At 65.7% G+C, this 26407-nt stretch carries 18 protein-coding genes; 9 read left to right on the plus strand and 9 right to left on the minus strand.

The features are described 5' to 3' along the window. Nucleotides 1-49: 49 nt before the first annotated feature. A complete protein-coding gene (locus NJT13_RS15645; RefSeq protein WP_254522567.1) occupies nt 50-1831 on the minus strand; it encodes an L-lactate permease in 1782 nt (593 codons plus the stop codon). Between the two features lie 353 nt (nt 1832-2184). On the opposite strand from NJT13_RS15645, the gene NJT13_RS15650 reads away from it, so the two are divergent. Then, nucleotides 2185-2787: an HTH domain-containing protein gene (locus NJT13_RS15650; RefSeq protein WP_254522568.1), complete on the plus strand. Its 603-nt coding sequence runs from the start codon at nt 2185-2187 to the stop codon at nt 2785-2787. Between the two features lie 64 nt (nt 2788-2851). Here the strand turns inward: NJT13_RS15650 and NJT13_RS15655 are convergent, their stop codons facing one another. After that, nucleotides 2852-4162 (minus strand): AMP-binding protein, encoded by a 1311-nt coding sequence (locus NJT13_RS15655; RefSeq protein ID WP_254522569.1) that lies wholly within the window; start codon nt 4160-4162, stop codon nt 2852-2854. Between the two features lie 18 nt (nt 4163-4180). After that, nucleotides 4181-5965, minus strand: coding sequence for an L-lactate permease (locus NJT13_RS15660; RefSeq protein WP_254522570.1), 1785 nt, complete (start codon nt 5963-5965; stop codon nt 4181-4183). A 716-nt stretch (nt 5966-6681) separates the two neighbouring features. Here NJT13_RS15660 and NJT13_RS15665 point away from each other — a divergent pair. Beyond that, nucleotides 6682-7197 (plus strand): LUD domain-containing protein, encoded by a 516-nt coding sequence (locus NJT13_RS15665; RefSeq protein WP_254522571.1) that lies wholly within the window; start codon nt 6682-6684, stop codon nt 7195-7197. Next, entirely contained in the window at nt 7190-9421 is a 2232-nt protein-coding gene (locus NJT13_RS15670) for an LUD domain-containing protein (protein WP_254522572.1), read from the plus strand. Before NJT13_RS15665 ends, NJT13_RS15670 begins: the two co-directional genes overlap by 8 nt. 281 nt (nt 9422-9702) lie before the next feature. Here NJT13_RS15670 and NJT13_RS15675 read toward each other — a convergent pair whose 3' ends face one another. From NJT13_RS15675 to NJT13_RS15685, 3 genes are all read right to left on the minus strand, one after another. Continuing rightward, on the minus strand, nt 9703-11775 hold the full coding sequence (locus NJT13_RS15675; protein ID WP_254522573.1) for an AMP-binding protein: 2073 nt from the start codon (nt 11773-11775) through the stop codon (nt 9703-9705). Nucleotides 11776-11777: 2 nt separating this feature from the next. After that, nucleotides 11778-12635: an SDR family oxidoreductase gene (locus tag NJT13_RS15680; RefSeq protein ID WP_254522574.1), complete on the minus strand. Its 858-nt coding sequence runs from the start codon at nt 12633-12635 to the stop codon at nt 11778-11780. 473 nt (nt 12636-13108) lie between these two features. Continuing rightward, nucleotides 13109-14242, minus strand: coding sequence for an arginase family protein (locus tag NJT13_RS15685; protein WP_425499816.1), 1134 nt, complete (start codon nt 14240-14242; stop codon nt 13109-13111). A gap of 378 nt (nt 14243-14620) precedes the next feature. On the opposite strand from NJT13_RS15685, the gene NJT13_RS15690 reads away from it, so the two are divergent. The 4 genes from NJT13_RS15690 to NJT13_RS15705 all read left to right on the plus strand — a co-directional run bounded on the left by NJT13_RS15690 (nt 14621) and on the right by NJT13_RS15705 (nt 20388). After that, complete coding sequence (locus tag NJT13_RS15690) at nt 14621-14926, plus strand: DUF7518 family protein (protein WP_254522576.1); 306 nt, start codon at nt 14621-14623, stop codon at nt 14924-14926. A gap of 101 nt (nt 14927-15027) precedes the next feature. After that, complete coding sequence (gene smc / locus NJT13_RS15695) at nt 15028-18600, plus strand: chromosome segregation protein SMC (protein ID WP_254522577.1); 3573 nt, start codon at nt 15028-15030, stop codon at nt 18598-18600. Continuing rightward, nucleotides 18593-19678 (plus strand): segregation and condensation protein A, encoded by a 1086-nt coding sequence (locus NJT13_RS15700; protein ID WP_254522578.1) that lies wholly within the window; start codon nt 18593-18595, stop codon nt 19676-19678. Before smc ends, NJT13_RS15700 begins: the two co-directional genes overlap by 8 nt. Before the next feature lie 71 nt (nt 19679-19749). Further along, nucleotides 19750-20388, plus strand: coding sequence for a DUF8108 domain-containing protein (locus tag NJT13_RS15705; RefSeq protein ID WP_254522579.1), 639 nt, complete (start codon nt 19750-19752; stop codon nt 20386-20388). A gap of 122 nt (nt 20389-20510) precedes the next feature. On the opposite strand, the gene mtnP is transcribed toward NJT13_RS15705, so the two are convergent. After that, nucleotides 20511-21377 carry an S-methyl-5'-thioadenosine phosphorylase gene (gene mtnP, locus NJT13_RS15710; RefSeq protein ID WP_254522580.1) on the minus strand — a complete coding sequence of 289 codons (867 nt, stop codon included), beginning with the start codon at nt 21375-21377 and terminating at the stop codon, nt 20511-20513. Nucleotides 21378-21573: 196 nt separating this feature from the next. Here mtnP and NJT13_RS15715 point away from each other — a divergent pair, with 196 nt between their 5' ends. Continuing rightward, entirely contained in the window at nt 21574-23040 is a 1467-nt protein-coding gene (locus NJT13_RS15715; RefSeq protein ID WP_254522581.1) for an MATE family efflux transporter, read from the plus strand. A gap of 87 nt (nt 23041-23127) precedes the next feature. Here the strand turns inward: NJT13_RS15715 and NJT13_RS15720 are convergent, their stop codons facing one another. Together NJT13_RS15720 and NJT13_RS15725 are read right to left on the minus strand one after the other, a co-directional pair. Beyond that, a complete protein-coding gene (locus NJT13_RS15720; RefSeq protein WP_254522582.1) occupies nt 23128-23856 on the minus strand; it encodes a sporulation protein in 729 nt (242 codons plus the stop codon). Between the two features lie 170 nt (nt 23857-24026). Then, complete coding sequence (locus NJT13_RS15725; protein WP_254522583.1) at nt 24027-24725, minus strand: phosphoribosyltransferase; 699 nt, start codon at nt 24723-24725, stop codon at nt 24027-24029. A 159-nt stretch (nt 24726-24884) separates the two neighbouring features. Between NJT13_RS15725 and thiC the strand changes: the two genes are divergently transcribed. Then, entirely contained in the window at nt 24885-26324 is a 1440-nt protein-coding gene (gene thiC / locus NJT13_RS15730) for a phosphomethylpyrimidine synthase ThiC (protein ID WP_254522584.1), read from the plus strand. The last annotated feature ends 83 nt before the right edge of the window (nt 26325-26407 follow it).

The raw sequence follows: 26407 nt of genomic DNA on the forward strand, positions 1-26407 counted from the left end.
TCGGTGGTGCGAGTTCGTTCGTCGAGCTATTCGGCCGCGTTTTCGACCATCAGAACACCTCTGGAAAGAGTACGTACGTGAACAGGAGGACCCAGATGCCGACGAAGACCGTGTAGTACAGCAGCGGAATGAGGTTGAGACGGATGACGCGTCCCTCCTCGCCGATGAGGTCCACGGTGGCGAGCGCGGCGACGACGTTGTGGATCGCCACGAGGTTGCCGATCGCGCCACCGACGGCCTGAGCGCCGACGACGAGTTCGCGCGAGAAACCGAGTCGCTCCGCGGCGACGAACTGGAACGGGCCGAAGGTGATGTTCGAGACGGTGTTCGAGCCGACCAGCGCGGCACCGAGCGCGCCGATGAGCGCGGCCACCATCGGGTACGCGGGGCCCATCACGTTCGCCGTCGCCGTTCCCAGGACGACGATCATGCTGTCGACCCCGTCGGCGTGCGAACCCGACTGGAGCATCACCTGGGCCATCGCGAGCACGAACACGAGCGCGATCAGCGGCGAGACCAGCTTCTTCGTCGCGCTCCCCCACGCCTCGGCCACTTCCCGGCGGTTCATATCGAAGAGACCGACCGCCGCGATCGCACTGACCAACAGCCAGGTGCCGGGAACGTAGGTGAAGTTGATGCCGGTGCCGAGGTCGGTGCCGAGGACGTTCGACCACTCGAAGAGGAACAGGCCGACGGTGAACTCCCCGCCTCTCGTCGCGATCGTTCCAAGCACCGGCGAGACCTGCCTCCCGAACAGCGCCACTTGCTCACCCTGGAGCAACGCGGGAAACGGATCGAAGACGCGAGTGATCATCAGGAGTGCCACGAGCAGCGTGTACGGAAACCACGCGCGTACGAGCGAGATGTCGTGCGTTCTCGCCAGCACCCGCTTGGCGTCGGTCGGCTGGATCGACCCCGTCCAGTGGTCGGGCCACTCCTCCTGATCGGGAAACGTCCACTCCCCGTCGGGCTGGAAATAGCCCGCACGGAGCGCGCCGATCACGATCGCCGCGCCGACCATCGACCCCACCAGCGACGGTAACTCGGCGCTGATGAACCACGCCGACAGCCAGTAGGGGATCCCGAACGCCAGACCGGCGAACAGGCAGAGCGGCCACACCTCGAGTGCGGGTCCGATCGATCGATCGTCGGGGTCGCCGAAGAAGTACACGACCATGCCGACGACGAACAGTGGCATCACGAAGCCGACGAGCAGGTGGTACGTCGCGGCCCACGCGGCGACGTTGACGGCGAACTGGGCCGCGGTCAGGCCCTCCGCCTCGATCGCCGTCCGGATGCCGGAGACGCCCGACATCGGCTCCCTGATCCCGACGATGATCGGCGTCCCGACCGCCCCGTAGGTGACCGCGATGATGTGTCCGATCAGCGCGGCGACGACCGCGGCGAGCGCGGGAAATCCGAGGCCGAGCAGCAGGGGTGCGACGACCGCGGCGGGCGCCCCGAAACCGGCCGCCCCCTCGATGAACGTCGAGAGAAAGAACGCGATCAACACGACCTGAACGCGTCGGTCCTCGCTGATCATCGCGAACCCGCCGTTGATGACGTCGAACGCCCCCGCCCGGAGCATGGTGTAGAGCAACACGAGCGCGCCGAAGACGATCCAGAGGATCTGAACCGCGATGAGCACCCCCTCGATCGTCGCGGCGGCCAACCACTGTACCGGCATTCCCCAGACGAGGAAGCCGACGACGAGCGCCGAGAGCCACGCGATCGGCATCGCTCTCGTCGCGGGCCAGAGCAAACCGACGAGCAGGACGCCGACGACGATCAGCGGCACGGCTGCCAGGGCGACGGCGATCGGCTCACCCATTGTCCACCCCTCCCCCACCTACCCGGGTCCAGCGGGATCGCCACGGAACCGTCATGTCATGACTCACCATGGGAAGATGGCCGAGTTATATCTGGCGGACCGTTCACAGCCATCGCACGCCGGTTCGACCCACCGCCGACGTACGCCGAAGCGAGACCGCCTTCGACCACGGAATCTCGCAATTCACGGCCGATGGAACCCCGAAACGCCCGTCCGTCGTCGGCCCGCAGCTTTCCGGTAACCGACGCCGGAACAGGCCCCCGAAAGCGCCCTCCTGTCCAGTCTCTATCCTCCTGTCGCCGATATTCACTCGAATGTAAAGGCATATACAGTCGTGTGTACTGGCACGAACCATGGCGACTGAGCGTGATCGTAACAATCACGGCCAATACTCCGATCGGATTCCCCCGGAAGCCGCACTCGAAGCCTTCGACGAACGGGAGGACCGCGGCCGTCCGCTGACCGCGTCCGACGTCATGGAGCACCTCGATTGCTCGCGACGGACGGCGCACAACAAGCTCAACGAACTCGTCGAGGACGGTGCCCTCCAGACGCGCAAGGTCGGCGCTCGCGGCCGCGTCTGGTGGGTGCCGATCGAGGCGAAAGCGGAATCGCGGCCGACGACGGGCCGAGCGGACGAAGGGGAAACGCCGCCGACCGCCGTTCAGGAGGCGATGAGGACGGTCGATCTCCCCGGTTCGGGACCGGCGCTCGAAGCGCGACGGGAGGCGCTGCTCGCGTCGTACCAGTATCTCATCGACCACCCCACCGCGAGGAAGTCGGACTTCCTCGAGAACGTCTACCCGGACCATCCCGCTGCGTTCGAGACCGACGAGGGCTGGTGGAACGCGATCCAACCCGCCCTGAAGGAGTTGCCGGGCGTCGATCCCCCGGAGGAACGCGGCCACATCTGGAACTTCCTCGGGAGCGATCGGTTCACGCCGACGCTCGGGTGATCGACCGCTCGGATCGAGTGGGACCGACCGCCCTCCCGGTACAGCCGTCCCGCGTCGGGACGACTCAGACGGTGAAGACGTCCCCATCTTCGGAGCGGTAGCCTGGGTCATCGATTTCGAACCATCGGTCGCCGTCCAGTTCGACGACCCTGCTCCCCGTGGCGGTCGACGACCCGCTGGGGCCCGTCGAGAGCGTCGGCCCGGTCACGAGTACCCGTCCGACGGCGTCGTCCGGCGGGTCGCGGATCGCCCATCGCGGCACTGCCGGAACCGGAGCGAGCGTCTCGTCGACGACTCGAACGCGCATCGGTTCGATCGGCGTTCCGAGACTCCCCGCTATCAGTGCGTCGGACGATCTCGTTCCGAACGCGACCGGCCCCGTCTCCGCGTATCCCGCGACCTGGATGGCGTCGACGCCGGACCACGCACGAAGCCGGTCGCAGCGGCCCTCGTCAGGCGTCGGCCCGACGACCGCGATCGTCCGAAGCGACCGGGGCGACGAAGTGGTCCTCGAGCCGACGGCGTCGAGCAGATCGGCGAGTTGGTCGGGCTCGAGTGCGGTGATCGTGAGTCCGCGACTCGCTCCTATTTCCTGGATTCGATCCGGATCCCACCGCGGGAGCGGCGCGTAGGTGCCCCCGGTATAGAGCGTCGCGGAGGTCGTCAGGATCACGCCGGACACCGTCGTGAGCGGGAGAGCCCCGAGGTGGACGTCCGTCGCGGCGAGCCCGCGGGGAACGAGCGCATCGAACGCTTCGACCGATGCGCGGATCGCCCCGTGCGATACCGGCGTCGCGACCAGTTCGCCCGCTCGGCTGACGCACGCGATCAGGGCCGTATCGTCGTCCCTGCGGGCGACGACGGTCGGTGAGCTGTCGTGCCGGCTCGCACCGAAGCTCATGATTCCGCTTCCGGTATCGCGACCGATCGCCGACGAGAGATCGTCCCCGTCCAACGCGTCGGCCATCGAAATCGAAAGCGGCGGGTTGCCGCCGATGGCGATCCTGACCGCGATCGACTGCTGGAACCTGGCCGTCACGAACGCCGAGAGTCGGTCGGCGACGCTGACGACGGCGCTGACGTCGCAGTCCCGGCAGATCGAGACCGCGTCGGGCAGCAGGTCGTCCGGCACGGGCACGACGACGCTGCCGTTTCGCAACGCGCCGTAGCAGGCGATCAAACCGTCGACGCCGGGCGGCGCGTGGACGGCCACGGCGTCGCCATCGGCGATCCCCCGCCGCCGGAGGCCGCCCGCAAACCGATCGGTCAACGTCCACAGCTCCTGGTAGGTCACCGTCCGTTCGCCGTCGTCGACGGCGACGGCGTCCGGCTGGGTCGAAGCACGCTCCTCGAGCGTATTGAGTACGTTCGTCATAAATATGCAGTCGGGAACTCAGAAGAGTCCCGGGAAGAGGACGTAACTGAACACGGACGCGAAGATCCCGACCCCGATCGCGTAGTACAGCAGCGGGATCAGGTTCAGTCGCATCACGCGCCCCTCTTGACCCACGAGACCGACGGTCGCGACCGCGGCGACGACGTTGTGGATCGCCACGAGGTTGCCGATCGCGCCGCCAACGGCCTGCGCCCCGACGATGAGCTGGGTGGGAAGGCCGAGCTGGCTCGCGGCCTCGAACTGGAACCCGCCGAACGTGATGTTCGAGACGGTGTTCGAACCGGCCATGGCCGCACCGAGTGCGCCGATGAGGGCGGCGATGAACGGGTACGCCGGTCCGACGACGTCGGCGGTCGCCTGTGCGAGGACGAAGATCATGCTCTCGGCCCCCTCGGCGTGGGCGCCGGATTGGAGCATCACCTGTACCATCGCGATGACGAACACGAGCGCGATCAGCGGCGAGACCAGCTTCTGAAGCGCCTCACCCCAGGCGGCTTTCACCCGTTCGCCGTCCATTCCGTAGAGCGGAATCGCGAACAGCGCACAGACGAAGAGCCAGAAACCCGGTACGTAGACCCAACTGATGCCGCCACCGAGCCCGGTTCCGAGGATATCCGGCCACGACGTGGTAAACAGGAACGAGAACTTGCCCACTCCGACGAATTGCTCCTGTAACAGCGCCGGGAGCGGATCAACGATGCGCGTGACTACCAACAGCGTGACCAGCAAGATGTACGGCGACCAGGCGCGCAGCAGGGACATTTGCTGGGTGGACCGTCGCTGGACGGCGCCCCCATCGGCGACCGCCGTGCCGTCGCCCGTTCCGCCGGCGGCACCGCCGCCGCTCGACCGTCCAGGTTCGATCGTCCCGACCCAGTGGGCCGGCCACTCCTCGCGGTCCGGGAAGTCCCACTCCTCGTCCGGCACGAAGTAGCCGGCCTTCAGCGCCCCGACGACGATCGCGCCGCCGATCATCGCGCCCATCAGCGAGGGGAATTCCGCGCTGACCTGCGCCGCCAGCCAGTACGGAACGACGAACGAGAGGCCGGAGAACAGGCACAGCGGCGCGACCTCCCACGCCGGCTCGAGGCTCCGTTCTTCGGTGTCGCCGAAGAAGTAGACGACCATGCCGACGGCGAACAGAGGCATGACGAACCCGACCAGCGCGTGGTACGTCGCGGCCCAGACGGCCACCTCCACGGAGTACGCTTGCACCGTGAAACCGGCGTCGGTAATCGCCGTCTCCGTCGCCGCCGTCGACCCGAGCGGGTTCTCGATGCCGACGATGATCGGCGTCCCGACCGCCCCGTAGGTGACCGCGAGGACGTGGCCGATCAGACCGGCGATCACCGCCGCGAGCGCGGGGAACCCGAGCGCGAGCAGGAGCGGCGCAACGACGGCCGCGGGCGTCCCGAAGCCGGCCGCCCCCTCGATGAACGCCGCCAGGAAGAAGCCGATCAGCACGACCTGGACACGACGGTCGTCGCTGATCTGTGCGAATCCCTCGTTGATCCTATCGAAGGCCCCCGCCTGCATCAGCGTGTACAGCAACAGCAGCGCGCCGAAGACGATCCAGAGGATCTGAATCGCCGTCATCGCCCCGACGATCGACGCGGCGACGATGTAGTCACCCGGCATGCCCCAGACGCCGAACCCGATCACCACCGCCGTGAGGTAAGCGAACGGCATCGCCCGCGTCGCGGGCCACAGGAGCCCGACGAGCAACACGCCGGCGAGCACCAACGGCGTCGCGGCGATCAGTACTTCGGCCGGGCTAGCCACGGACACCACCCCAGCGTTTCGACCCCGGAGCTACCGAGGGACGGTCGTTACCGATGCCATGTGGAACTGAATCTGGCATGGGGGAGGCACTGTGGAAGGTCGATATATAATCTTCGATCGTTCGAGTCGTGTGATCCACAGAACTGTCCGTCTGGCTCCCTAACGATCGATTTTTCCTCACGGTCCGACGGAGTTCATACCGACCGCAAACGGCATCGAATGCGTCATTATACCGTGGTTCGTGTTCACGAAGGTACGGCAGTCGAACGATCTACTGCAAATGACGAAGGTCGGCGAAAACGACGCACAAGGGACCCAATTAGTCGAATTAGTGGTCGTCCTGGTCGGTCCTATCGTATTCGACGGAGTGAAGACTCCCAGTACACACGTGTGAACTGGAATTGCAGTCGTGTGAAGAGGGCTTTCAGTCGTGTGAAGAGGGAATACACTCGTGTGTAGTGGCTACTATACACGAGTGCGAAGGGGACGTCGACTCGAGCGCGCGCCTCAATTGCGCGTTTCAGTCCCGTTACGCCCGGTTTAGAGCGGCAGCTCGCGCTTCGCGAACGATGGAACCGATACCGAACGCCGACCCGTCGAGGCCCCGGATTCGTCCGACGTCGGTAGCCGACCTGCCGTCGTCTGATCCCCCGATGGCGACTTATTCCGCGTGAACGAACAGAACAGTAAAATAGGCACGGTCGTAGCATCGTGCCATGGGTGTCCACGCAGAGCGATTCGACGCTACACTCGCCGACCTCGACGTCCCGGTCACGCACACGGATCCGACGGGGTTCAATCGCACGCTAGAGACGATCGCCCGCGACCCCGCGATCGGAACGGCGCTCCCGTTCGAATCGGTCTCGCTCCCGGACTGGGTGGACGACGAGGCGACGCCCGCGACTCTGCAGTCGGCGTCGACGGGGATCACGGCAGCTTCGATCGGTATCGCCGACTACGGGAGCGTGGTCCTTCCCGCGACGCCGTCCGGCGCGGAGCAAGTGAGTCTCTTTTCCGACTTACACGTCGCCGTCGTTCGCGCGGACGATATCGTCCCGGACATGCGGACGGCGATCGATCGGCTGGGGCCCCGACTCCGTGACGGCGGCAGCGTCATCGTCGCCACGGGACCGAGCGCGACTGCGGACATGGGCGCGCTCGTTCGCGGCGCTCACGGCCCTCGAGACGTCCACGTGGTCGTCGTCGAAACGGGGGACGAAGCGGATGAGTAGCGTCGATCGCGCGGCGAAAGCCGATCGGATCCGCCACCTCCTCGAGACCGAGGGGGACGCCGTCGAGGCCAACACGCTCGGTTTCAATCGGGGCCGATACGAGTCGGTCGCGGACCTGGAGGACTACGAAACGCTGAAAGAGGAGGCCCGAACGATCAAAGAAAACGCGATCGAACGGCTCCCGGAACTCGTCGACGAACTCACCGCGACCGTCGAGGAAAACGGCGGCAGCGTGTACCTCGCCGACGATGCGGCGGATGCGAACCGCTACATCCGCGACGTCGCGAACGAGGCGGAAGCCGATCGGGTCGTCAAGTCGAAGTCGATGACCAGCGAGGAACTGGAAGTCAACGACGCACTCGAACGCGAGGGCGTCGACGTCGTCGAGACCGACCTGGGCGAGTGGGTCCTGCAGGTCGCCGACGACGCGCCCTCGCATATCGTTGCGCCGGCGATCCACAAGTCGCGCGAGGAGATCGCCCGGCTCTTCACGGATCAATTCGAGCCCGATGTGCCGCTCGAAACCGCCGAGGAGCTGACGATGTTCGCCCGCGAGCGCCTCGGCGACCTGATCGAGGGGGCTGACATCGGTATGACCGGCGCGAACTTCATCACCGCGGATTCGGGGTCGATCGTGCTGGTGACGAGCGAGGGCAACGCCCGGAAGACGGCCGTCGTTCCGGACACCCACGTCGCCGTCGCCGGCATCGAAAAGATCGTTCCGTCGGTCGAGGACCTCGCCCCCTTCGTCGAACTGATCGGCCGATCGGGGACCGGACAGGACATCACGTCGTACGTCTCCTTGCTGACGCCGCCGGTCGAATCCCCCGTCGTCGACGTCGAAGAACCCGACGTCGCGTTCGCGGACCGCGACGACCGTCGAGACTTCCACCTCGTGTTGATCGACAACGGCCGCACGGCGATGCGCGAGGACGACCAGCTTCGCGAGACGCTGTACTGCATCCGGTGTTCGGCCTGTGCGAACTCGTGTGCGAACTTCCAGTCGGTCGGCGGCCACGCCTTCGGCGGGGAGACGTACACTGGCGGGATCGCGACCGGGTGGGAAGCGGGCGTCCACGGCACCGACAGCGCGGCCGATTTCAACGACCTCTGTACCGGCTGTACGCGCTGCGTGAACGCCTGTCCGGTCGGAATCGACATCCCGTGGATCAACACCGTCGTCAGGGATCGGCTCAACCGCGAGGGCGACGACGGCCGGTTCGAGTTCGTCTACGACGAACTGGTCCCCGACGAGGAACCCGGAGGCCTCGACCTCCAGAAGCGACTGTTCGGAAACTACGGGACGCTCGCGAGGGTCGGGAGCGCGACCGCCCCGGTCTCGAACTGGCTCGCCGGTCTCGCCCCGGTCAGGGCGCTCATGGAGCGCGTCGTCGGTATCGACGAGCGCCGGGAGCTCCCGACCTTCCAGCGCGAGACGCTTCGCGAGTGGTACGACGCGCGCGGACCGCGGATCGACACCGCCGACGCGGACCGCGAGGTCGTCCTCTACCCCGACACATACACGAACTACGTCGACACCGATCGGGGCAAGGCCGCCGTCCGCGTCCTGGAGACGCTCGGCGTTCGCGTTCGCGTTCCCGCGGTCGGCGAAAGCGGTCGCGCGCCGTTCTCACAGGGGATGGTCGCGACCGCCAACCGGCAGGCGAGCCGCGTTTACGCGGCCCTCGCCGAGGACGTCGACGCCGGCCGGGACGTCGTCGTGATCGAACCCAGCGACCTCGCGATGTTCCGCCGCGAGTACGAGAAACTCCTGCCCGAGCGATCGTTCGAACGCCTCCGCGACAACAGCTACGATATCTGCGAGTACGTCTACGGCGTCCTCGAGAACGGCGGCGATCCCGGGGGACTCCGAACCGCTGGCGACGGCCCGGGGATCGCCTACCACGCACACTGCCAGCAACGAACGCTGGGACTCGATCGCTACACGACCGCCGTCTTGGATTACCTCGGATACGACGTCGTCGAGAGCGACGTCGAGTGTTGCGGGATGGCCGGCAGTTTCGGCTACAAGCGCGAGTACTACGAGTTGAGTACGGACGTCGGCGACCGTCTCGCGGACCAGTTCGCCGAACCCGACGCGCGCGATCGACTGGTCGTCGCCAGCGGGACCTCCTGTGAGGAACAGTTGGGGGACCTGCTCGATCGCGACGCGGTCCATCCGATAGAAGTGATCGATCCGCGCTTCCGCTGGCCCGACCCCTGAAACGAAGCGGTTCCCACGACGGACACGGCGACGCGGTCGCTCGCGCTCTCGGGGACGTTCGAGCGGGATACGTCTCGCCGTGAGACCGCGAGTCGCCGACGGGACGGGAAGGAACTCGGCCCGCCGCGATCGGTCCCGTTTCGGGTTCGGACAGCGCCGCCCCATCAGCTTCCAAAACGCGCATCGTGTCCGTGTTCAACGCCCGTTCGGCACCGTCACCGCACGGATAGATCGGGTTCCGTTTCGGGGATTGCGATACGGATTCGAGGGATGACCGCCCGTCAGCGGGCGTCCTCGAGGTTCTCGAGCGCCGCCGGGTTCTCGATGCTGCTCATGTCACCCAGGTCCTCGCCGACGTAGGTCCCCTGAATGGCCCGCCGGATGATCTTGCCCGACTGCGTTTTGGGGAATTCGTCGACGTAGAGCACCTCGCGCGGGCGGAACGGCTTGCCGAGTTCCTCGCCCACCTGTTCGCGCAGTTCGTCCCGGAGGTCGTCCGTCTCGTCGACGCCGTCCTCGAGGACGACGTAGGCGACGACGGCGGTGCCGGTCGTGTCGTCGGGCGCGCCGATCGCCGCGGCCTGATTGACCGCGTCGTGGTCGATGAGCGCCCCTTCGACTTCGGCGGGGCCGACCTTGCGGCCCGCGACGTTGAGCGTATCGTCGGCCCGGCCGTGGAGGAACCAGAACCCGTCCGCGTCCTTCTGGGCCCAGTCGCCGTGGTTCCACATGTCCTCGAAGGTCGACCAGTACTCCTCGAGATAGCGTTCGTCGCCCGACCACAGCGATTTCGTCATCGACGGACACGAATCCCTCGCGACGAGGTACCCGCGTTCGTTCGTCTCCCTGATCGAGTTCCCCTCGGGGTCGACGATGTCGATGTCCATCCCGAGTCCCGGGCCGCCGAGCGTACAGGGTTTGAGCGGCTGGGTCGGCATCGGCATCAGGAAGCACCCGCAGATTTCGGTCCCGCCGGAGATGTTGATGATCGGACACTCGCCGCCGCCGACGTTCTCGTAGAACCACTGCCAGGATTCGGGGTCCCACGGCTCGCCCGTCGAGCCCAGGATACGGAGGCTCGAGAGGTCGTGGCCGGAGAGCCAGTCGTCCCCGTGTTTGCGCAGCGCGCGGATCGCGGTCGGCGAGATGCCGAACTGCGTGAGTTTGTGGCGGTCGATCATCTCCCAGAAGCGATCGGGCTCGGGGTGGTCCGGTGCGCCTTCGTACATGAAGGCGGTGCCGCCGAACGTGTGGGTCCCGATCAGCGTCCACGGCCCCATCATCCAGCCGATATCGGACACCCAGAAGAAGCGGTCGGCGGGTTCGAGGTCCATCCCGAAGTACACTTCCTTCGCACACTGGACTTGCGCGCCCGCGTGGGTGTGAACGATTCCCTTCGGCTGGCCGGTCGTCCCCGACGAGTAGAGGAGCATCGACTCCTGGCTCGAGTCGAGCGACTTCGTCTCGTACTCGTCGTCCTGAGATTCGACGGCGTCGGTCCACCACTCGTCGCGACCGTCGTTCCACGGGATCTCGCCCTCGCCGCGTCCCGAGTTGGTACCGAACCGATCGAACACGATCGTGTGTTCGACGTGTCCCGCCTCCGCGATCGCCTCGTCGGCCGCGGACTTGAGGAAGACGGGGTCGCCGCGGCGGTAGAACCCGTCGCCGGTGAACAGCACCGAGGGTTCGGAGTCGGCGATCCGGGTCGCCGCCGCGTCCACGCCGAAACCGGAGAAGATCGGGACCGCGATGGCGCCGACCTTGAAACAGCCATAGAGGATCGAGACGACCTCGGGGACCATCGGCATGTAGAGTGCGACCGTATCGCCCGTCTCGATGCCGCGCTCGGAGAGCGCGTTGGCGACCTGGTTCGACTGCCGGTGAAGTTCGTGATACGTCACCTCCCGGACGTCGCCGTCCTCGCCCTCCCAGATGGTCGCGACTTTGTTCCGGCGCTCCTCGTCGAGGGCGGCGTGGCGATCGACGACGTTGTGGGCGACGTTGAGTTCGCCGCCGGGATACCACTCCGTGAACTGCGGACCGTCGCGACGCGCGGTTTCACCGCTCGTGTCTTCCGAGGCGCTTCGCGACTCGCCGTCGTCTCGCACCTCGTCGTACGGTTCGTAGAAGTCGATTCCGAGGTAGTCGACCAGTTCGTCCCAGAACCAGTCGACGCCGCTTTCGGGTTCGCCCTCGACGGCCGTCGTCGTCCGCTCGATCAGATCGTCGTAGTCGTCGATGTCGTACGCCTGCATGAAGTCGTAGACGTTCGTCGACTCGACGAACTCCTGATCGGGTTCGTGGACGATCTCGTCGATGTCCTCGAGGCTCGGACTCGTGTTCCCAGACATTGTCACTCGTAGGTTAGCGTCATCCCACCATCAAACAACAGGTCGCCGCCGTCTAAGTGCCGGCCGAGATCGGAGAAGCCGAGCAGGAAGAGGTTCGCGACGTCGATCGGTTCCATCATCTCCTTGACGCGGGACTGTCCGAGCATGACGTCTTCGACGACCTCGTCGACGCTGATCCCGCGCTGTTCGGCCGTGTCCTCGAGTTGGGCCGTCACCAGCGGCGTCTTCACGTAGGCGGTGCTGATCGAGAACGCCCGAACCAGCCCGTCGCCTTCGGCCGCGATCGACTGCGTAAGCCCGCGTAGACCGAATTTCGAGACGTTGTACGCGACCTTATCGCTCGTGACGTAGTGGCCGTGGACCGACGCCATGTTCCCGACGCAGCCCTCGCCGTCCTCGGTCTCCTGGAAGTGGGGAATGCAGAGTTTCGAGAGGTACAGCGGCGCTCGGAGCATGATCCGATGCATGCGGTCGTAGGTCTCCATCGGGAAGGAATCGATCGAATCGATGTGTTGCATCCCCGCCACGTTCGCCAGGTACGTGAGATCGCCCAGTTCCGCGGCCTCCTCGACGATACGCTCGAGGTCGTCGTCGTCGGTCAGATCACCGGGAACCGACGCGATCGTCCCCTCGAGGTCGAGGTCCGTGCCGCGGTCGACCGTCCCCTCGAGTCCGACCTCGTCGACGTCGGTGGCGGCGACGGTCAGGCCGTTGCCGGCGGCCGCAAGCGCCGTCGCCCGGCCGATACCCGAGGCCGCTCCCGTGACGAGACAGACGTTTCGGTCGGTAAACGACTCGTCGGGGAACGTGTAAATCTCGTCGCGTGTCACCGTCGGTGGCGTGACCTGGTTCTGAGACATGGGTAGTCACGGTACCCGTCTGCGTGGATCACGATAAAAGTGGCCACCGACGGTTCGAAGTTCGATTCACGAGACACCATCCAGTGCCTTCACCGGGCGATACGTGTCGATATCCGAAAAGCGAACGCATTCGCTCGCGCTCCCGGAGAGGCGCTTCCGCGACACACGAGGCGCGAGAGTCGGTCGCACGTCCCTCGAGCGGCGGCCGCCTCCGGCACAGACCGATCCCTTCGAGACAAGCGGGACGCTGACGTCGCCGCTCGCCGCCGTCCGTATCGGTCTCGAACCGATCTTCGTGTCGATCGGTTCTCGTCGACGGGACGCCGACCCTCGAGGTCCCGTCGTGCCGGCGAGCGCAGCGACGGCCGACTTCGTCGGGTCCCTCGCGTTGACCGACTCGCTCCGGAGTACGTGGGGCGCAGGCGAGTCGCCTCCGCCGGGACGGGGGACGGGGGACGCCGATCGCCGAACGATCACTCGCCTCCGTCCCGGCCCTCCTCGAGCGGCCAGTAGTCGCCGTGGGCCTCGATCGCCCGATCGACCGCTCGCTTCGCGGGGGCCGGATTGCCGCCCATCCACGCGAACGGGTCGTCGATCTCGGATTCGATCCCCAGCGCACCCTCGAGGACGCCGAGCGTCGCGTACGCGAGATGGGTCCTCTGATAGCCGCCCTCCTGGACGAGCGCGAGGGAACCGCCCGCGTGATCCGCCGCGAGCGAGCGCGCCCGGTCGCCGAGCGATTCGAAGCCGGCCTTCGTCACGGCGTTTCGGCCGAGCGGATCCATCACGCCCGGATCCTGCCCCGCACTCACGAGCAGGACGTCGGGATCGTACGCCGCCAGCACCGGAGCAACGAGCTCGTCGATCGCGTACCGGTAGCCGTCGTCGCCGGTGCCGGCCGGAAGCGGGACGTTGACCGTGTATCCTTCGCCGTCGTCGATCCCCCGTTCGGTCAAATCACACGATTGCGGGTGCGACACCTCGTCCCACGGCCAGTGGTCGTTGTGGAGGCTGACGAGGAGGACGTCGTCGCGGTCGTAGAAAATCTCCTGCGTGCCGTTCGCGTGGTGGACGTCCCAGTCGAGGACGGCGACGCGGTCGGCCCGTCCCGTCTCGAGGAGGTGAGCCGCGGCGACGGCGACGTTGTTGAAGAAGCAGAAGCCGTCGCTCTGGGCCGTTTGCGCGTGGTGTCCGCTCGGGCGGACGAGCGCGTACGGGAGGTCCGAGGACCCGGGGTCGACGGCGCGTTCGGCGGCACCGATCGCCCCGCCGGCGCTCGTCAGGGCAGCGCGATAGGTCTCGGCGTTGCCGCCGGTTTCCGACGTCAGGCGGCCCCCGCCGTCGGCAGCCCAGGACCTGACCTCGTCGACGTAGGCTGGCGCGTGCACGCGGGTCACTTCGGATTCGGTCGCGGGGTCGACGTCCGTCCACGTCGTCCGATCGTCGAGTTCGCTCCCGACGATCGAGCGGATGTTCTCGATGCGTTCGCGTCGGTCGGGATGGGGCTCTCTGGCCGCCAGTCGTCCCGACCACGGCAGTTGGAACTCGCCCGACGGAGGGACGTGGGCGAGCGCCGCGTCGTCGTAGTAGACGCGCAGTTCGGTCATCTCGTCCGAGACGGCGAACGCGGGGCGGTCGGGAGCGATGACGTCGTCGGAGCGGCCGCCGCCGGCGCACGTCGAGGAACCTCGTCTGTGGGATCGCACATATCGATCGAAGCAAGAGACCGGTCGTCAATAAAGGATGGGTGGACGAGCGACGTCGTCCGCGTCGACGGCACCGACGTCGAGGGCCGAGCACGTCCATCGCTTCGCTGGCTTCTCGATCGGTCTCCCTGTCGGCGACCGCGGTCCCGGTCCCGATCCCGGTCCCAGGCGCGCGGTCTGCGGTCTCCGTCGCCCGGGCCGTACCGACGGCGCCGAATTGTAATATAAAATATATTCGTCTGACATACGTTTATGTAGTCGGACGGGTCCATAGCTAATATGTCGAACAACCGTGTCGAATCACTCGAATCGACGGTCGCGGAACTCGAGTCGACGGTAGAAGGGCTGACAGGCGAGCTTATCGAGGCGAAAGAGCGGATCCGCGTCCTCGAGGCCGAACTCGACACCGACACGCCGACGCGCGTCCCCGAACGGCGCAGCGATGGAGCGGAGTCCGGAACCGAGGAAACGCCGGAGACCGAACCCGACGACGTGGCCGAAGCGACGGCCGACGCCGATAGCGAGACGGGGGCTGCCGGCGACGAAGCGGAAGACTCAGGTAACGACGACATTATTGTCGCATAACTGCAGTCGATACCCGAACCCGACACCGCGAACGGGAACGGTGACGCGGTGCCCGACTCCGCGGCCGTCGATCACGGTGGAACGGAGGACTTGTAACGAGAATGTATATCAAAGCGCTCGTTCTGGACAATTTCAAGAGCTTCGGCCGCAAAACCAAGATCCCGTTCTACGAGGATTTCACGGTCGTGACGGGCCCGAACGGCTCGGGCAAGTCGAACATCATCGACGCCGTTCTCTTCGCGCTCGGGTTGGCACGGACCCGCGGGATCCGAGCCGAGAAACTGACCGACCTCATCTACAACCCCGGCCACGACGACGGGACCGCCACCGGCGGGCCCCGCGAGGCCGTCGTCGAGGTCATCCTCGACAATTCCGATCACACGCTCGAGCGCTCGCAGGTCGTCAACGCGGCCGGAAGCGAAGACGTCGGCGACGTCGACGAGATACGGATCCGACGGCGCGTCAAAGAGACCGACGACAACTACTACTCCTACTACTACCTCAACAACCGCTCGGTCAATCTCTCCGACATCCAGGATTTGCTGGCCCAGGCCGGCGTCACTCCGGAGGGCTACAACGTCGTCATGCAGGGCGACGTCACCGAGATCATCAACATGACACCCCACTCCCGCCGGGTGATCATCGACGAAATCGCGGGCGTCGCGGAGTTCGACGCCAAGAAAGAAGACGCCTTCGAGGAACTCGAGACGGTCCAGGAACGGATCGACGAAGCCGAACTCCGGATCGAAGAGAAACGCGACCGCCTCGACCAGCTCGCCGACGAACGCCAGCAAGCCCTCCGCTACCGACGGCTCCGCCGCGAGAAAGAGGAGTACGAAGGGTACAAGAAGGCCAGCGAACTCGAGGAGAAACGCGACGAACTCGACTCGATCGAGTCGAGAGCCGACGACCTCGCGGACGAACTCCGCGAACTCCAGCGGGAACTCGACGAACGCGAGGGAAAAGTCGTCCGCCTGCAGGAAGACCTCGAGGACTTGAACGCCGAGATCGAGCGGAAGGGTGAGGACGAACAGCTCCGAATCAAAAGCGAGATCGAGGAGATCAAAGGCGACATTTCGCGCCTCGAGGACAAGATCGAGGCCAGCGAAGGGGCGATCGAGGAGGCCGAATCCGATCGCCGTGAGGCGTTCGTCCAGATCGACCGCAAGCAGGAGACGATCGAGGATCTCGAGACGGAAATGCGAGATCACAAACTCGAGAAGGCCTCGATCAAGACCGAAATTCAGCAACGTGAGGCCGAACGGGAGGATCTCGAGGCCGAGATCGATGCCGTCGACACCGAGTTCGACGAACTCAAAGCCGAACTGAGCGATCGAAAGGACGAACTGGAAACGGAAAAGACCGCGAAGAACGACCTCCAGCGCGAACAAGACCGACTGCTGGACGAGGCCCGTCGCCGCTCGAACGCAATCAGCGAAACGGAAGACGATATCGAGGCGAAACGCGCCGAGATACCGGAGATCGAGAGTCAGCGGGGCGATCTCGAGCGAGAACTCGAGAAAGCGAAGCGAAACCGGACGAACATCACGGAGGTCGTCGACGATCTGAAAACCGAAAAGCGCCGCCTCCAGTCGGACGCCGACGACCTCGACGACGAGATTCAGGCGAAACAACAGGAGTACGCCGAACTCGAGGCCAATGCCGGCGAGAGCGGCGATTCCTCGTTCGGCCGCGCGGTCACGACGATCCTCAATTCGGGAATCGACGGCGTCCACGGCGCGGTCGCCCAACTCGGCACCGTCTCCGGCGAGTTCGCGGTCGCCTGTGAGACGGCCGCCGGTGGCCGCCTCGCGAACGTGGTCGTCGACGACGACGTCGTCGGCCAGCAGTGTATCGAACACCTCAAATCCCGAAACGCCGGTCGCGCGACCTTCCTGCCGCTTACGGATATGAGCCAACGGCGACTCCCGAACGCACCCAGCGACCCGGGGATCGTCGACTTCGCGTACAATCTCGTCGACTTCGACGGCCAGTACGCCGGCGTCTTCTCGTACGTCCTCGGGGACACCCTGGTCGTCGAGGATCTCGAAACCGCCCGCTCGTACATGGGCGACTATCGGATGGTGACGCTGGACGGCGACCTGGTCGAGAAGAGCGGCGCGATGACCGGCGGATCGGGCAGCGGCTCGCGGTACTCCTTTACCGGCGGCGGCGAAGGCCAACTCGAGCGCGTCGCCAAACAGATCACGGAGCTACAGGACGAACGCGAGTCCCTCCGGGAGGAGCTCCGCGGCGTCGAAGAGCGCCTCGACGACGCCCGCGACCGCAAGAGCGACGCGGCCGACGAGGTGCGATCGATCGAAGCCGAACTCGAGGGATTCGACGACCGACGGGAGACGATCGAGGCGGAAATCGAGGATCTGGAGGCGGATCTCGAGGAGCTGCGCGAGGAACGCGAGTCCGTCGACGAGCGGATGAACGAGATCGCAGACGAGATCGAAGCGAAGACGGCGACGGTCGAGGAGATCGAAGCCGACATCGACGACCTGGAGACCGAACTCGCGGACTCGAAGATCCCGGAGCTGACCGATCAGATCGAGGAGCTGGACGCCGAGATCGCGGAACGCGAGCGGCGAATTCAGGACCACGACAGCAAACTCAACGAACTGAGCCTCGAGAAGGAGTACGCCGAGGACGCCATCGAGGATCTTCACGACGACATCGAGACCGCCCAGAACCGCAAAGCCGAACACGAAGAGCGGATCGAAGACCACGGCGAGCAGATCGAGGCGAAACGCGAGACGCTCGCCGAAAAGCGCGAGGCCGTCGCGGACCTCGAAGACGAACTCGCCGAGTTGAAAGACGATCGGAACGATCTCAAGGAGGACCTGAGCGAAGCCCGGACCGAACGCGACCAACAGCAGGATCGTGTCAACGCCGTCGAGAGTAAGCTCGAGAACGCTCGCGAGCGCGCGAGTAGCCTCGAGTGGGAGATCGAATCGCTGGAATCGGAGGTCGGCGACTACGACCCGACGGACGTCCCCGACCACGAGACCGTCCTCGAGATGATCGACCATCTCGGCGCGGATATGGAGGCGATGGAGCCGGTGAATATGCTCGCGATCGACGAGTACGAGACGGTTCGAAGCGATCTCGAGGATCTCGAGGAGGGCAAGGCGACACTGGTCGAGGAAGCTGACGGGATCCGGGAGCGCATCGAGCAGTACGAAACCCAGAAAAAGCGGACGTTCATGGACGCATACGAGGCGATCGCCGCTCACTTCACCGAGATCTTCGAGAAGCTTTCGGAGGGGACCGGAACGCTGCACTTAGAGAACGAGGCCGATCCGTTCGACGGCGGGTTGACGATGAAGGCTCAGCCGGGTGACAAGCCGATCCAGCGCCTCGACGCGATGTCCGGCGGCGAAAAGTCGCTGACGGCGCTGGCGTTCATCTTCGCGATTCAGCGGCACAATCCGGCACCGTTCTACGCGCTCGACGAGGTCGACGCCTTCCTCGATGCGGTCAACGCCGAGCGGATCGGCGAGATGGTCGACGAACTCTCCGAGAAGGCCCAGTTCGTCGTCGTCTCCCACCGCACGGCGATGCTCGACCGCTCCGAGCGGGCGATCGGCGTCACGATGCAACAGGACAACGTGAGCGCGGTGACCGGGATCGACCTGAGTAATGGAGAGGTGCCGGCTGATGACTAGGGAGGCCTCCGAGGAGTCGAAGACGACGACGGAGGGCTCCGAAAATGCGAGCGGCGAAGCCGCGAGCAGCGAGTCTCGAGACGACGAGATTCCGCTGAACATCGTGGGACACGAGGATCGGGAACGGCCGGGGGACTCGAGGCCCGAAGCGGCCACGGAGGCGGCCGCGAGCGCGGGCGGCGACGAGTCGGTCCTCGAGTTCACGGAGGGAGCGACGGCGGACGCCGCGGACGAGGGGGCCACGGTCGACGAGGCCGGGAACGAAGACGAAGTCGAGCCCGTCGAATTGCTCGTCAAGCTCGCGAAAGACGGCGAGATCGATCCGTGGGATATCGACATCGTGGCGGTCACCGACAAGTTCCTCGAGGCGCTCGACGACGTCGACCTGCGAACGTCGGGGCGGGCGCTGTTCTACGCGAGCGTCCTCCTGCGGATGAAAAGCGACGAACTGTTCGCCACCGACGAACCCGAAGACGAGGACCTCCCGCCGTGGGAAGCCCCCTTCGCGGACGACGGTGCGATGGCCGCCGACGGCGACGACGGCGGCGAGTATCCGTCCGGATTCGATCCCGTCGAGAATCTCGAGGCCGAGATGGAACGCCGCCTCGAGCGCAAACACGCGCGGGGGAAACCGGAGACGCTGGACGAACTGGTTCGCGAACTCCGAACCGCCGAACGCGACACGTGGTGGAAGGAATCGCGCAGCTACGACACGAGCGACTCGCCGTCCGGCTACGGCCGCGGCGTCCAGGAGCTGAACTACCACTCCGGCGACGACTTTCGCGTGGACGACGAACCGACGAGCGACGACGTCACGCACACGGCCCACGAGGAGGACATCGAGGCGGTCATCGACGACGTCGAAGCGGAACTCGAGGACCACTACGGGAAGGGGCGAGACGAGGTGCTGTACGCCGAGATCGACGAGATCGGCGGGACGCGCGTGATGACCTATCTCGCGTTGCTCTTTCTGGCCCACCGCGGTCGGGTCGTACTCGAGCAGGACGAACTGTTCGGCGATCTCTGGGTCAAAGAGGCCACGGTCGAGTCGGAACCGAGCGAAGCGATCGCCGACTGAGCCGTTTCGGTCGGTCCCCGCGACTCGAGTGCCCACAAGCGTTTAGCACACACCGGCGAAACGTCGGTGTGATGTCCGGACCGGACGACGCCCTCTTTCGATTCCGGGTCGAGACGTTCGCAGTGATCCGGAAACTGCTGCCGATCGCGCTTCTCGCGGGAGCCCTGGGAGGGCCAGTAGTCGCGACCGATCCGACCCGGGGGATGTGGATCGCCGCCGGATTCTTTTTGCTCGTTCTGGTGGACGTCCTCGTCGTCAATCGGCTCCCGCTGTATCCGGCCCACGCGTTCGGGATCGAATACCGGTTCGAGGACGATCCGTTCGAGACCGACCGACGTCACTGCGTTCGGTGCGGAATGCTCGTGGACGCGGGAATCCATCGCCGCTACGCCAGACAGTTCGTTCTCCTCGGAATCCCGCTACATACCCTCGCGTGGGGGAGTAACGACTTCTGTCGCGATTGCGTCGCGCTCGAGGAGCGTGCGGACTCGGCCACCGTTCCGCCGTCGGGGCAGCCGGCGCCGCCAACAGACGGTTCCGACTCGGAGACGCCGGTATCGTCCGCGGAGTCGCACGTATCGGCAGCTGGATCGTCGATATCGGCCAGTACGACACCTCCTGGACGTGAAGCCGAGGACGCCAACCGAGCCCGTCGGGTCGATCGGAACGACGAGACCACGGCGCTCGAACTCGAGTGCGCGTTCGAGTGACGAACTCCTCGGTACAACCGTCGGTAGTCCCGCCGCGAAACAGAGAACGAGATTCCGAACCGTGGTCGCGCTCGGTTTGGACACCGAACCGTGGTCGCGCTCGGTTTGGATACCGAACCGGGTCACTCCCGGTCCAGATACTCGCCGGCTAACAAATCGACGCGCTCGAGCGTCTCTTCCGGGATCGCTTCGACGGGAGTGTTGATCGTTCCCTCGAGTGCGCTCCAGGCCTCGCTGTGGAAGTCGTCGGGCATGGTCCGGATGGCGCGTTCGACGACGGCGTTGATCGCGTCCTGGTTGACCGCGGCGTTCTCGAGGACTTCCTCGAGAGTCACCTCGCCGTCGTCCTTCCAGACGTCGTAGTCGGTGACGCCGGCGATCGTGGCGTAGCTCAGTTCGGCTTCGCGGGCGAGTTTGGCCTCCGGAATGGCGGTCATTCCGATGACGTCCCATCCCTGCGATCGGTAGAACTCGCTTTCGGCCTTCGTCGAAAACTGCGGGCCTTCGATACAGACGTAGGTCCCGCCTCGTTCGGTCTTGGTCTCACCGTCGGTCACGTCCTCGGCCGCGTTCGCGAGATGGGTGGCCAATTCCGGGCAGTACGGGTGGGCGAACCCCATGTGGACGACCATCCCGTCACCGAAAAATGAGGGCGACCGATGCTTGGTTCGGTCGAAGATCTGGTCCGGGACGACCAGCGTTCTGGGTGGCAGATCCTCGCGGAGGCTCCCGACCGCGTTCGTCGAGATCACCCGATCGACGCCGACCGCCTTGAGCGCGTAAATATTCGCCCGGTAGGACGCGTCTGTCGGCAGGTACTGATGGTTCTCCCCGTGCCGTGGGAGAAACGCCACCTCGCGTCCGGCGAGGTCGCCGAGCGTCACCGCCCCGCTCGGTTCGCCGTAGGGCGTCGAAACCGCCTCCGTGCGAGTGTTCTCGAGTGGTAGTGCGTCGTAGATGCCGCTCCCGCCGATTACGCCGATCGTCATGCCAGAACCTGGGGGGACCAGGCCCCTAAATGTCCGGTTGGGGCTCCGATCCCGGGCACACACCGGCAGTCCGTCGGCGGCGACCGTAACGGGTGGCCCGTCGACGGCCTCCGTTCGTCGGAACTGCGCTCGAGGCAATGGTTGTCGGTATCACAGTTCACAAATACCCAAGTAGGGGCCCCGCCACTTCGCGGATATGGATGTCGGCGAGGCCTCGGACGATAGTGCCCTCACCGAGGGCCCGCTCGTCCGACCGATGGTCAGGTTGGCGTGGCCGCTGGTGGTAATCCAGCTCTTGCAAGTCGCTTACAACGTCGGGGACACCTTCTGGCTCGGCGCGCTCTCGCCCGACGCGGTCGGGGCGGTGAGCCTCGCCTTTCCGCTTCTCTTCTTGCTGATTGCGATCGGGAGCGGCTTCACGACGGCCGGCGCGATACTGATCGCCCAGCACACGGGGGCAAAGAGCGGCGAAGCGGGATTGATCGCCGGACAGACCCTCGCGTTCGTCTCGCTGGTCGCCGCCGGTCTGGGTGCGGTCGGCGTCGTCGCGACGGACCCGATGCTGTCGGCGTTGCCCGCCGACGCCGAGACGCAGGCCACGATCCTCCCGCTCGCCGCCGGCTATCTCCGGATCTTCTTCCTCGGGCTGCCGTTCCTGTTCGGCTTCTTCGTCTTCGTCGCGCTCATGCGCGGGTACGGCAGCACTCGAGCGCCGATGCGAGTGATGTTCGTCAGCGTCGTCATCAATCTCGTCCTCGATCCACTGTTCATCTTCGGCGTCGGTCCCCTCCCCCGACTCGAGGTTGAGGGGGCCGCCGTCGCGACGCTCATATCGCGGGGGATCGCGACGGCGATCGGGTTCTACCTGCTGTATTACACCGACGTCGGGCCGGACATTCGGGCGGCCCACCTCCGACCGCGTCGAGAGTACGTCGAAGAGATCACGCGACTCGGGATCCCGACGGCGCTCGAGCAGTCGATGACGGCGCTCGCGCTGGTCGCGATGACCGCGATGGTCGTCACCTTCCCGCCGGCGGTGGTCGCGGCCTACGGGCTCGGCAACCGGCTGATCTCGCTGGCCTTCCTGCCGGCGATGGGAACGGGACAGGCGACGGACACGATCGTCGGCCAGAATCTGGGGGCGGGCAAGCCCGACAGGGCGGCGCGGGCGGTCCGGCTCGCGGCGGGCGCGATCGCGGCGATCATGCTCGCCGCGGGGACGCTCGCGTTCCTGTTTCCGGAACCGTTCGTCTCGGTGTTCGTGACGGCCGACGTGGCGGGCAAAGCGACGACTATCGACTACGGGTCGACCTACCTCCAGTTCGCCGCTGTCGCCTTCGTCTTCATGGGCGTGCTACAGGTGGTCCAGGGCGCGTTCCGTGGTGCGGGCAATACGAAGACCGCGCTCGTCTTCGCCGTCCTGGGACTGTGGGTCGTCCGCGTCCCCGTCACCTATTATCTGCTCTTCGTCGCAGACTGGGGGCCGACGGGCATCTGGACGGGCGTGGTCGTCGGCGATATCGTCGGCGCGCTCGCGGCCGCCGCGTGGTTCACCCGGGGAACGTGGAAAGAGACCATCGTGGACGGGGGCGATCGACAGGCCGATCCGACGAACGAACAGGGACCGCCCGGAACCGCGGATACCGAGTCGACCACGGACTAACGCGCCGAACGGCGGATTCGAGATCGGTCGCGAACTAACGCGCCGCCGTCTCGAGCGGATTCGAACGTCCGACTCGAGGCGCTCGACTCAGCAGTTCCGTTCGATCGCAGTTCGCAGTCGCCGCTCGAGGTCGTCGCTGTCGGTCGGACCGAGCGAGAGGCGGTCGTGTCGTTCGTCGGCGTCGAAGTGTTCCGAGAGCAACCCGCCGCGGCGGTCGACCTCGAGCAGCAGGTCGAACCCGCCGTCGTCCGGAATCGGCACGACTTCCAGTTCGTCCAGTTCACCGGCGAAGGGACCGGATCGGGGGACGAACTCGAGTTCCTGAACGAACCGGCGGTTCGCGAAGAGCGATTCGGTCGCCTCGCATTTCGCCGTGCGGAGCGTAAAGCCGAGCGACTCGAGGGCGTCGAACAGATCCCGCCGAAGCGGGTCGGGTTCGATCTGGAGGTCGTCGCGGTCGTCCGGATCGACCGCCCAGTCGATGTCGAGGCCGGTGTCGAGCCAGACGCTCGTTCGCCCCAGCGTGACGGGGGTGTGGTATGGAACGTCGATCGTGACGGTAAACGACCGTTCCTCGTCCGGTTGGATCGTGAACGAGTCGCCCGCGCGGAACGTATCGACCTTCGCCGATCGAGTGCTCTCGTCCGTCTCGTAGCGCGTCGCGAGCGCGAAGTAAACGTCGTCGACTTCCTGTGCGTCGTTGCCGCCCGTGACGTCGACGCGCGCTTCGACGGATTCGCCCGCCGTCAGCGTCGTCGGGAGGACCGTATCGACCGTCGCCGAACCGATACCGAGGCTGGAGAGGATTCGTTTCACAGGACGGGGCTCGACCGACGCGGGTAAAAACTTTCTGTTCCGTTGACAGCAACGCGGGGGTGCGGTGACGGAAGGGGGTCCACAGCCCGACCGAGATAGATGCGACCGTCGCCTGGTGGGTGTGACCCGTCAGAGAACGGCCACTCCAATCCGTCGCGCGGCGCCCGCCGCTATTCGTCGACGAGCGTCCACTCGTCGGCCCCGACCGACTCGAGTATTGCGCGCCGGTTCATCTCCGCGAGTACTTCGGGCAGTCGGTCCGGTTGGGCGATTTCCATCTCGATACGCTCGATGCCGTGGGATTCGGTGAGGAAGTGACGGATCTCCTCGCTCGTGAACGATTCCTGGTCGGCTTTCGCCATCGCGCTCGAGATCAGGTCGATCATGTCCTCGATGAAGTTCCACGGATAGACGACCCAGGTCCAGTCCTCGAGGCGTTCGCCGACGTAATCCGGCTGGAACTCGCTCGTTCCCAACAGTTGCAGCGTCGCGGTGCGAACGGCGCCGGCGTTGCGGTCGTCGACGTACTCGTAGGCCCGCTGTATCGAGCCGCCGGTGTCGGCGATGTCGTCGATGACGAGGACGTCCTTGTCCTCGACGCTGCCTTCGGGCATCGGATAGCGGACGGTCGGCTCGCCGGACTTCTCGGCGGTACCGACGTAATGTTCCATCTTCAGGCTCGTCAGATCGTCCAGGCCGAGGAAGTCACAGAGACAGCGACCCGCGAACCAACCGCCGCGTGCCAGCGCGACGACGACGTCCGGTTCGAACTCGTCGTCGCGGACGTCGTCGGCCACGTCCCGACACAGGCCGTAGATGTAGTCCCAGTTGGTTACCGTACAGTCGAAATCGTCCGGAAGATCGGACATTGAGTAGCCACCTACCCGGTATCTCGAGCGCACCCCCCTTAAATTGGCTGAAACCGGCCGTTCACCGCGGGCGGGACGACAACGGACCGTCGGGTCGGCGGATGCCGCCTCTCTCGTCCCCCCAGCAATTTATTACCTGGTGGTATAATCTAGTTATCGATGGCGCGAACACAGATTCAGGCCGCCCGCGACGGGACGGTTACGCCCGAGATGGAACGCATCGCCGAACGAGAGAACCGCGACCCGGAGTTCGTCCGCGAACAGGTCGCCGAAGGGCAGGCGGTGATCCCAGCGAATCGCCACCACGGCGCGCTCGATCCGATGATCATCGGCCGGGAGTTCGCGACCAAGGTCAACGCCAACATCGGCAACAGCGAGACGACGAGCGACCTCGAGACGGAACTCGAGAAGCTCCACACCGCGGTTCACTACGGCGCTGACACGGTGATGGACCTCGGCACCGGAAGCGATCTGGACGCGATTCGGGAGACGCACGTCGAACACTCCCCGGTCCCGCTCGGAACGGTTCCGGTATACGAGGCGGTCAAGCGAGCCGGCAGTCCCGAAGCCATCACGAAAGCCCTCTTGCTCGAGATCATCGAAAAGCAGGCCCAGCAGGGCGTCGACTACATGACGATTCACGCGGGGATTCTCGCCGAACACCTGCCGTTGACCGACGGGCGAAAAACGGGGATCGTCTCCCGTGGCGGGTCGATCATGGCCAAGTGGATCGAAGAGAACGGGGAGCAGAATCCGCTCTACCAGGTGTTTCCGGAACTTTGTGAGATCTTCGCCGACCACGACGTCACCGTCAGCCTCGGCGACAGTCTGCGACCGGGTTGTCTGGCCGACGCCTGCGACGAGGCCCAGTACGCCGAACTCGACACGCTGGGTGAACTCACGCGACTCGGCTGGGACCGCGGCGTACAGGTGATGGTCGAAGGGCCCGGCCACGTACCGATGCACAGGGTGGCCGAGAACGTCGAGCGCCAACAGGAGGTCTGCGACGGCGCACCCTTCTACGTCCTCGGCCCGCTCGTGACGGACATCGCGCCGGGGTACGATCACATCACGAGCGCTATCGGTGCCGCCATCGCCGCGCAGGCGGGTGCGGCGATGCTCTGTTACGTCACCCCCAAGGAACACCTCGGCCTGCCCGAGGAAGAAGACGTGCGCGAGGGCCTCGCGGCCTACCGGATCGCCGCACACGCCGGCGACGTGGCCGCCGAACGACCCGGCGCTCGAGACTGGGACGACGCCCTCTCGGAGGCACGCTACGAATTCGACTGGCGCGAACAGTTCCGCCTCGCGCTCGATCCGGAGCGCGCCCGATCGTTCCACGATCAGACGCTCCCGGGCGACAACTACAAGGAAGCGCGCTTCTGCTCGATGTGCGGCGCTGAGTTCTGTTCGATGCGGATCGATCAGGATGCGAGGGCCGACGGCGAAATGAAGTCGCTCGAGACCGACGCCGGAACCGACCTCGAGTCCTCGCCCGCGGCGTCGGTCAACGTGCCACCGGTCGGCACCCACGAGTCGAGCGACCTCCCGCCGGTCGCGGACCACGTCGACCCGGTCTATGAATCGGGCGACGACTGAGCGGGCACGACCGAACGAACGAGTCCACTCGATCGGACCGCATTCGAACGGCCGTGACGGGAGTCGGCGGGCGGACACCGCGA

Origin of the sequence: Natrinema caseinilyticum (genome assembly GCF_024227435.1) — an archaeon.
Classification (GTDB): domain Archaea; phylum Halobacteriota; class Halobacteria; order Halobacteriales; family Natrialbaceae; genus Natrinema; species Natrinema caseinilyticum.

Bases quoted from the DNA above. Each gene is read 5' to 3' on its own strand.
- mtnP (WP_254522580.1), bottom strand. From the start codon at position 21,377: ATGACGATCGGCGTAATCGGCGGGAGCGGCATCTACGACGCACTACCA.
- NJT13_RS15680 (WP_254522574.1), bottom strand. From the start codon at position 12,635: ATGTCTCAGAACCAGGTCACGCCACCGACGGTGACACGCGACGAGATT.
- thiC (WP_254522584.1), top strand. From the start codon at position 24,885: ATGGCGCGAACACAGATTCAGGCCGCCCGCGACGGGACGGTTACGCCC.
- NJT13_RS15670 (WP_254522572.1), top strand. From the start codon at position 7,190: ATGAGTAGCGTCGATCGCGCGGCGAAAGCCGATCGGATCCGCCACCTC.
- smc (WP_254522577.1), top strand. From the start codon at position 15,028: ATGTATATCAAAGCGCTCGTTCTGGACAATTTCAAGAGCTTCGGCCGC.
- NJT13_RS15725 (WP_254522583.1), bottom strand. From the start codon at position 24,725: ATGTCCGATCTTCCGGACGATTTCGACTGTACGGTAACCAACTGGGAC.
- NJT13_RS15705 (WP_254522579.1), top strand. From the start codon at position 19,750: ATGTCCGGACCGGACGACGCCCTCTTTCGATTCCGGGTCGAGACGTTC.
- NJT13_RS15690 (WP_254522576.1), top strand. From the start codon at position 14,621: ATGTCGAACAACCGTGTCGAATCACTCGAATCGACGGTCGCGGAACTC.
- NJT13_RS15675 (WP_254522573.1), bottom strand. From the start codon at position 11,775: ATGTCTGGGAACACGAGTCCGAGCCTCGAGGACATCGACGAGATCGTC.
- NJT13_RS15650 (WP_254522568.1), top strand. From the start codon at position 2,185: ATGGCGACTGAGCGTGATCGTAACAATCACGGCCAATACTCCGATCGG.
- NJT13_RS15645 (WP_254522567.1), bottom strand. From the start codon at position 1,831: ATGGGTGAGCCGATCGCCGTCGCCCTGGCAGCCGTGCCGCTGATCGTC.
- NJT13_RS15685 (WP_425499816.1), bottom strand. From the start codon at position 14,242: ATGACCGAACTGCGCGTCTACTACGACGACGCGGCGCTCGCCCACGTC.
- NJT13_RS15715 (WP_254522581.1), top strand. From the start codon at position 21,574: ATGGATGTCGGCGAGGCCTCGGACGATAGTGCCCTCACCGAGGGCCCG.
- NJT13_RS15665 (WP_254522571.1), top strand. From the start codon at position 6,682: ATGGGTGTCCACGCAGAGCGATTCGACGCTACACTCGCCGACCTCGAC.
- NJT13_RS15700 (WP_254522578.1), top strand. From the start codon at position 18,593: ATGACTAGGGAGGCCTCCGAGGAGTCGAAGACGACGACGGAGGGCTCC.
- NJT13_RS15655 (WP_254522569.1), bottom strand. From the start codon at position 4,162: ATGACGAACGTACTCAATACGCTCGAGGAGCGTGCTTCGACCCAGCCG.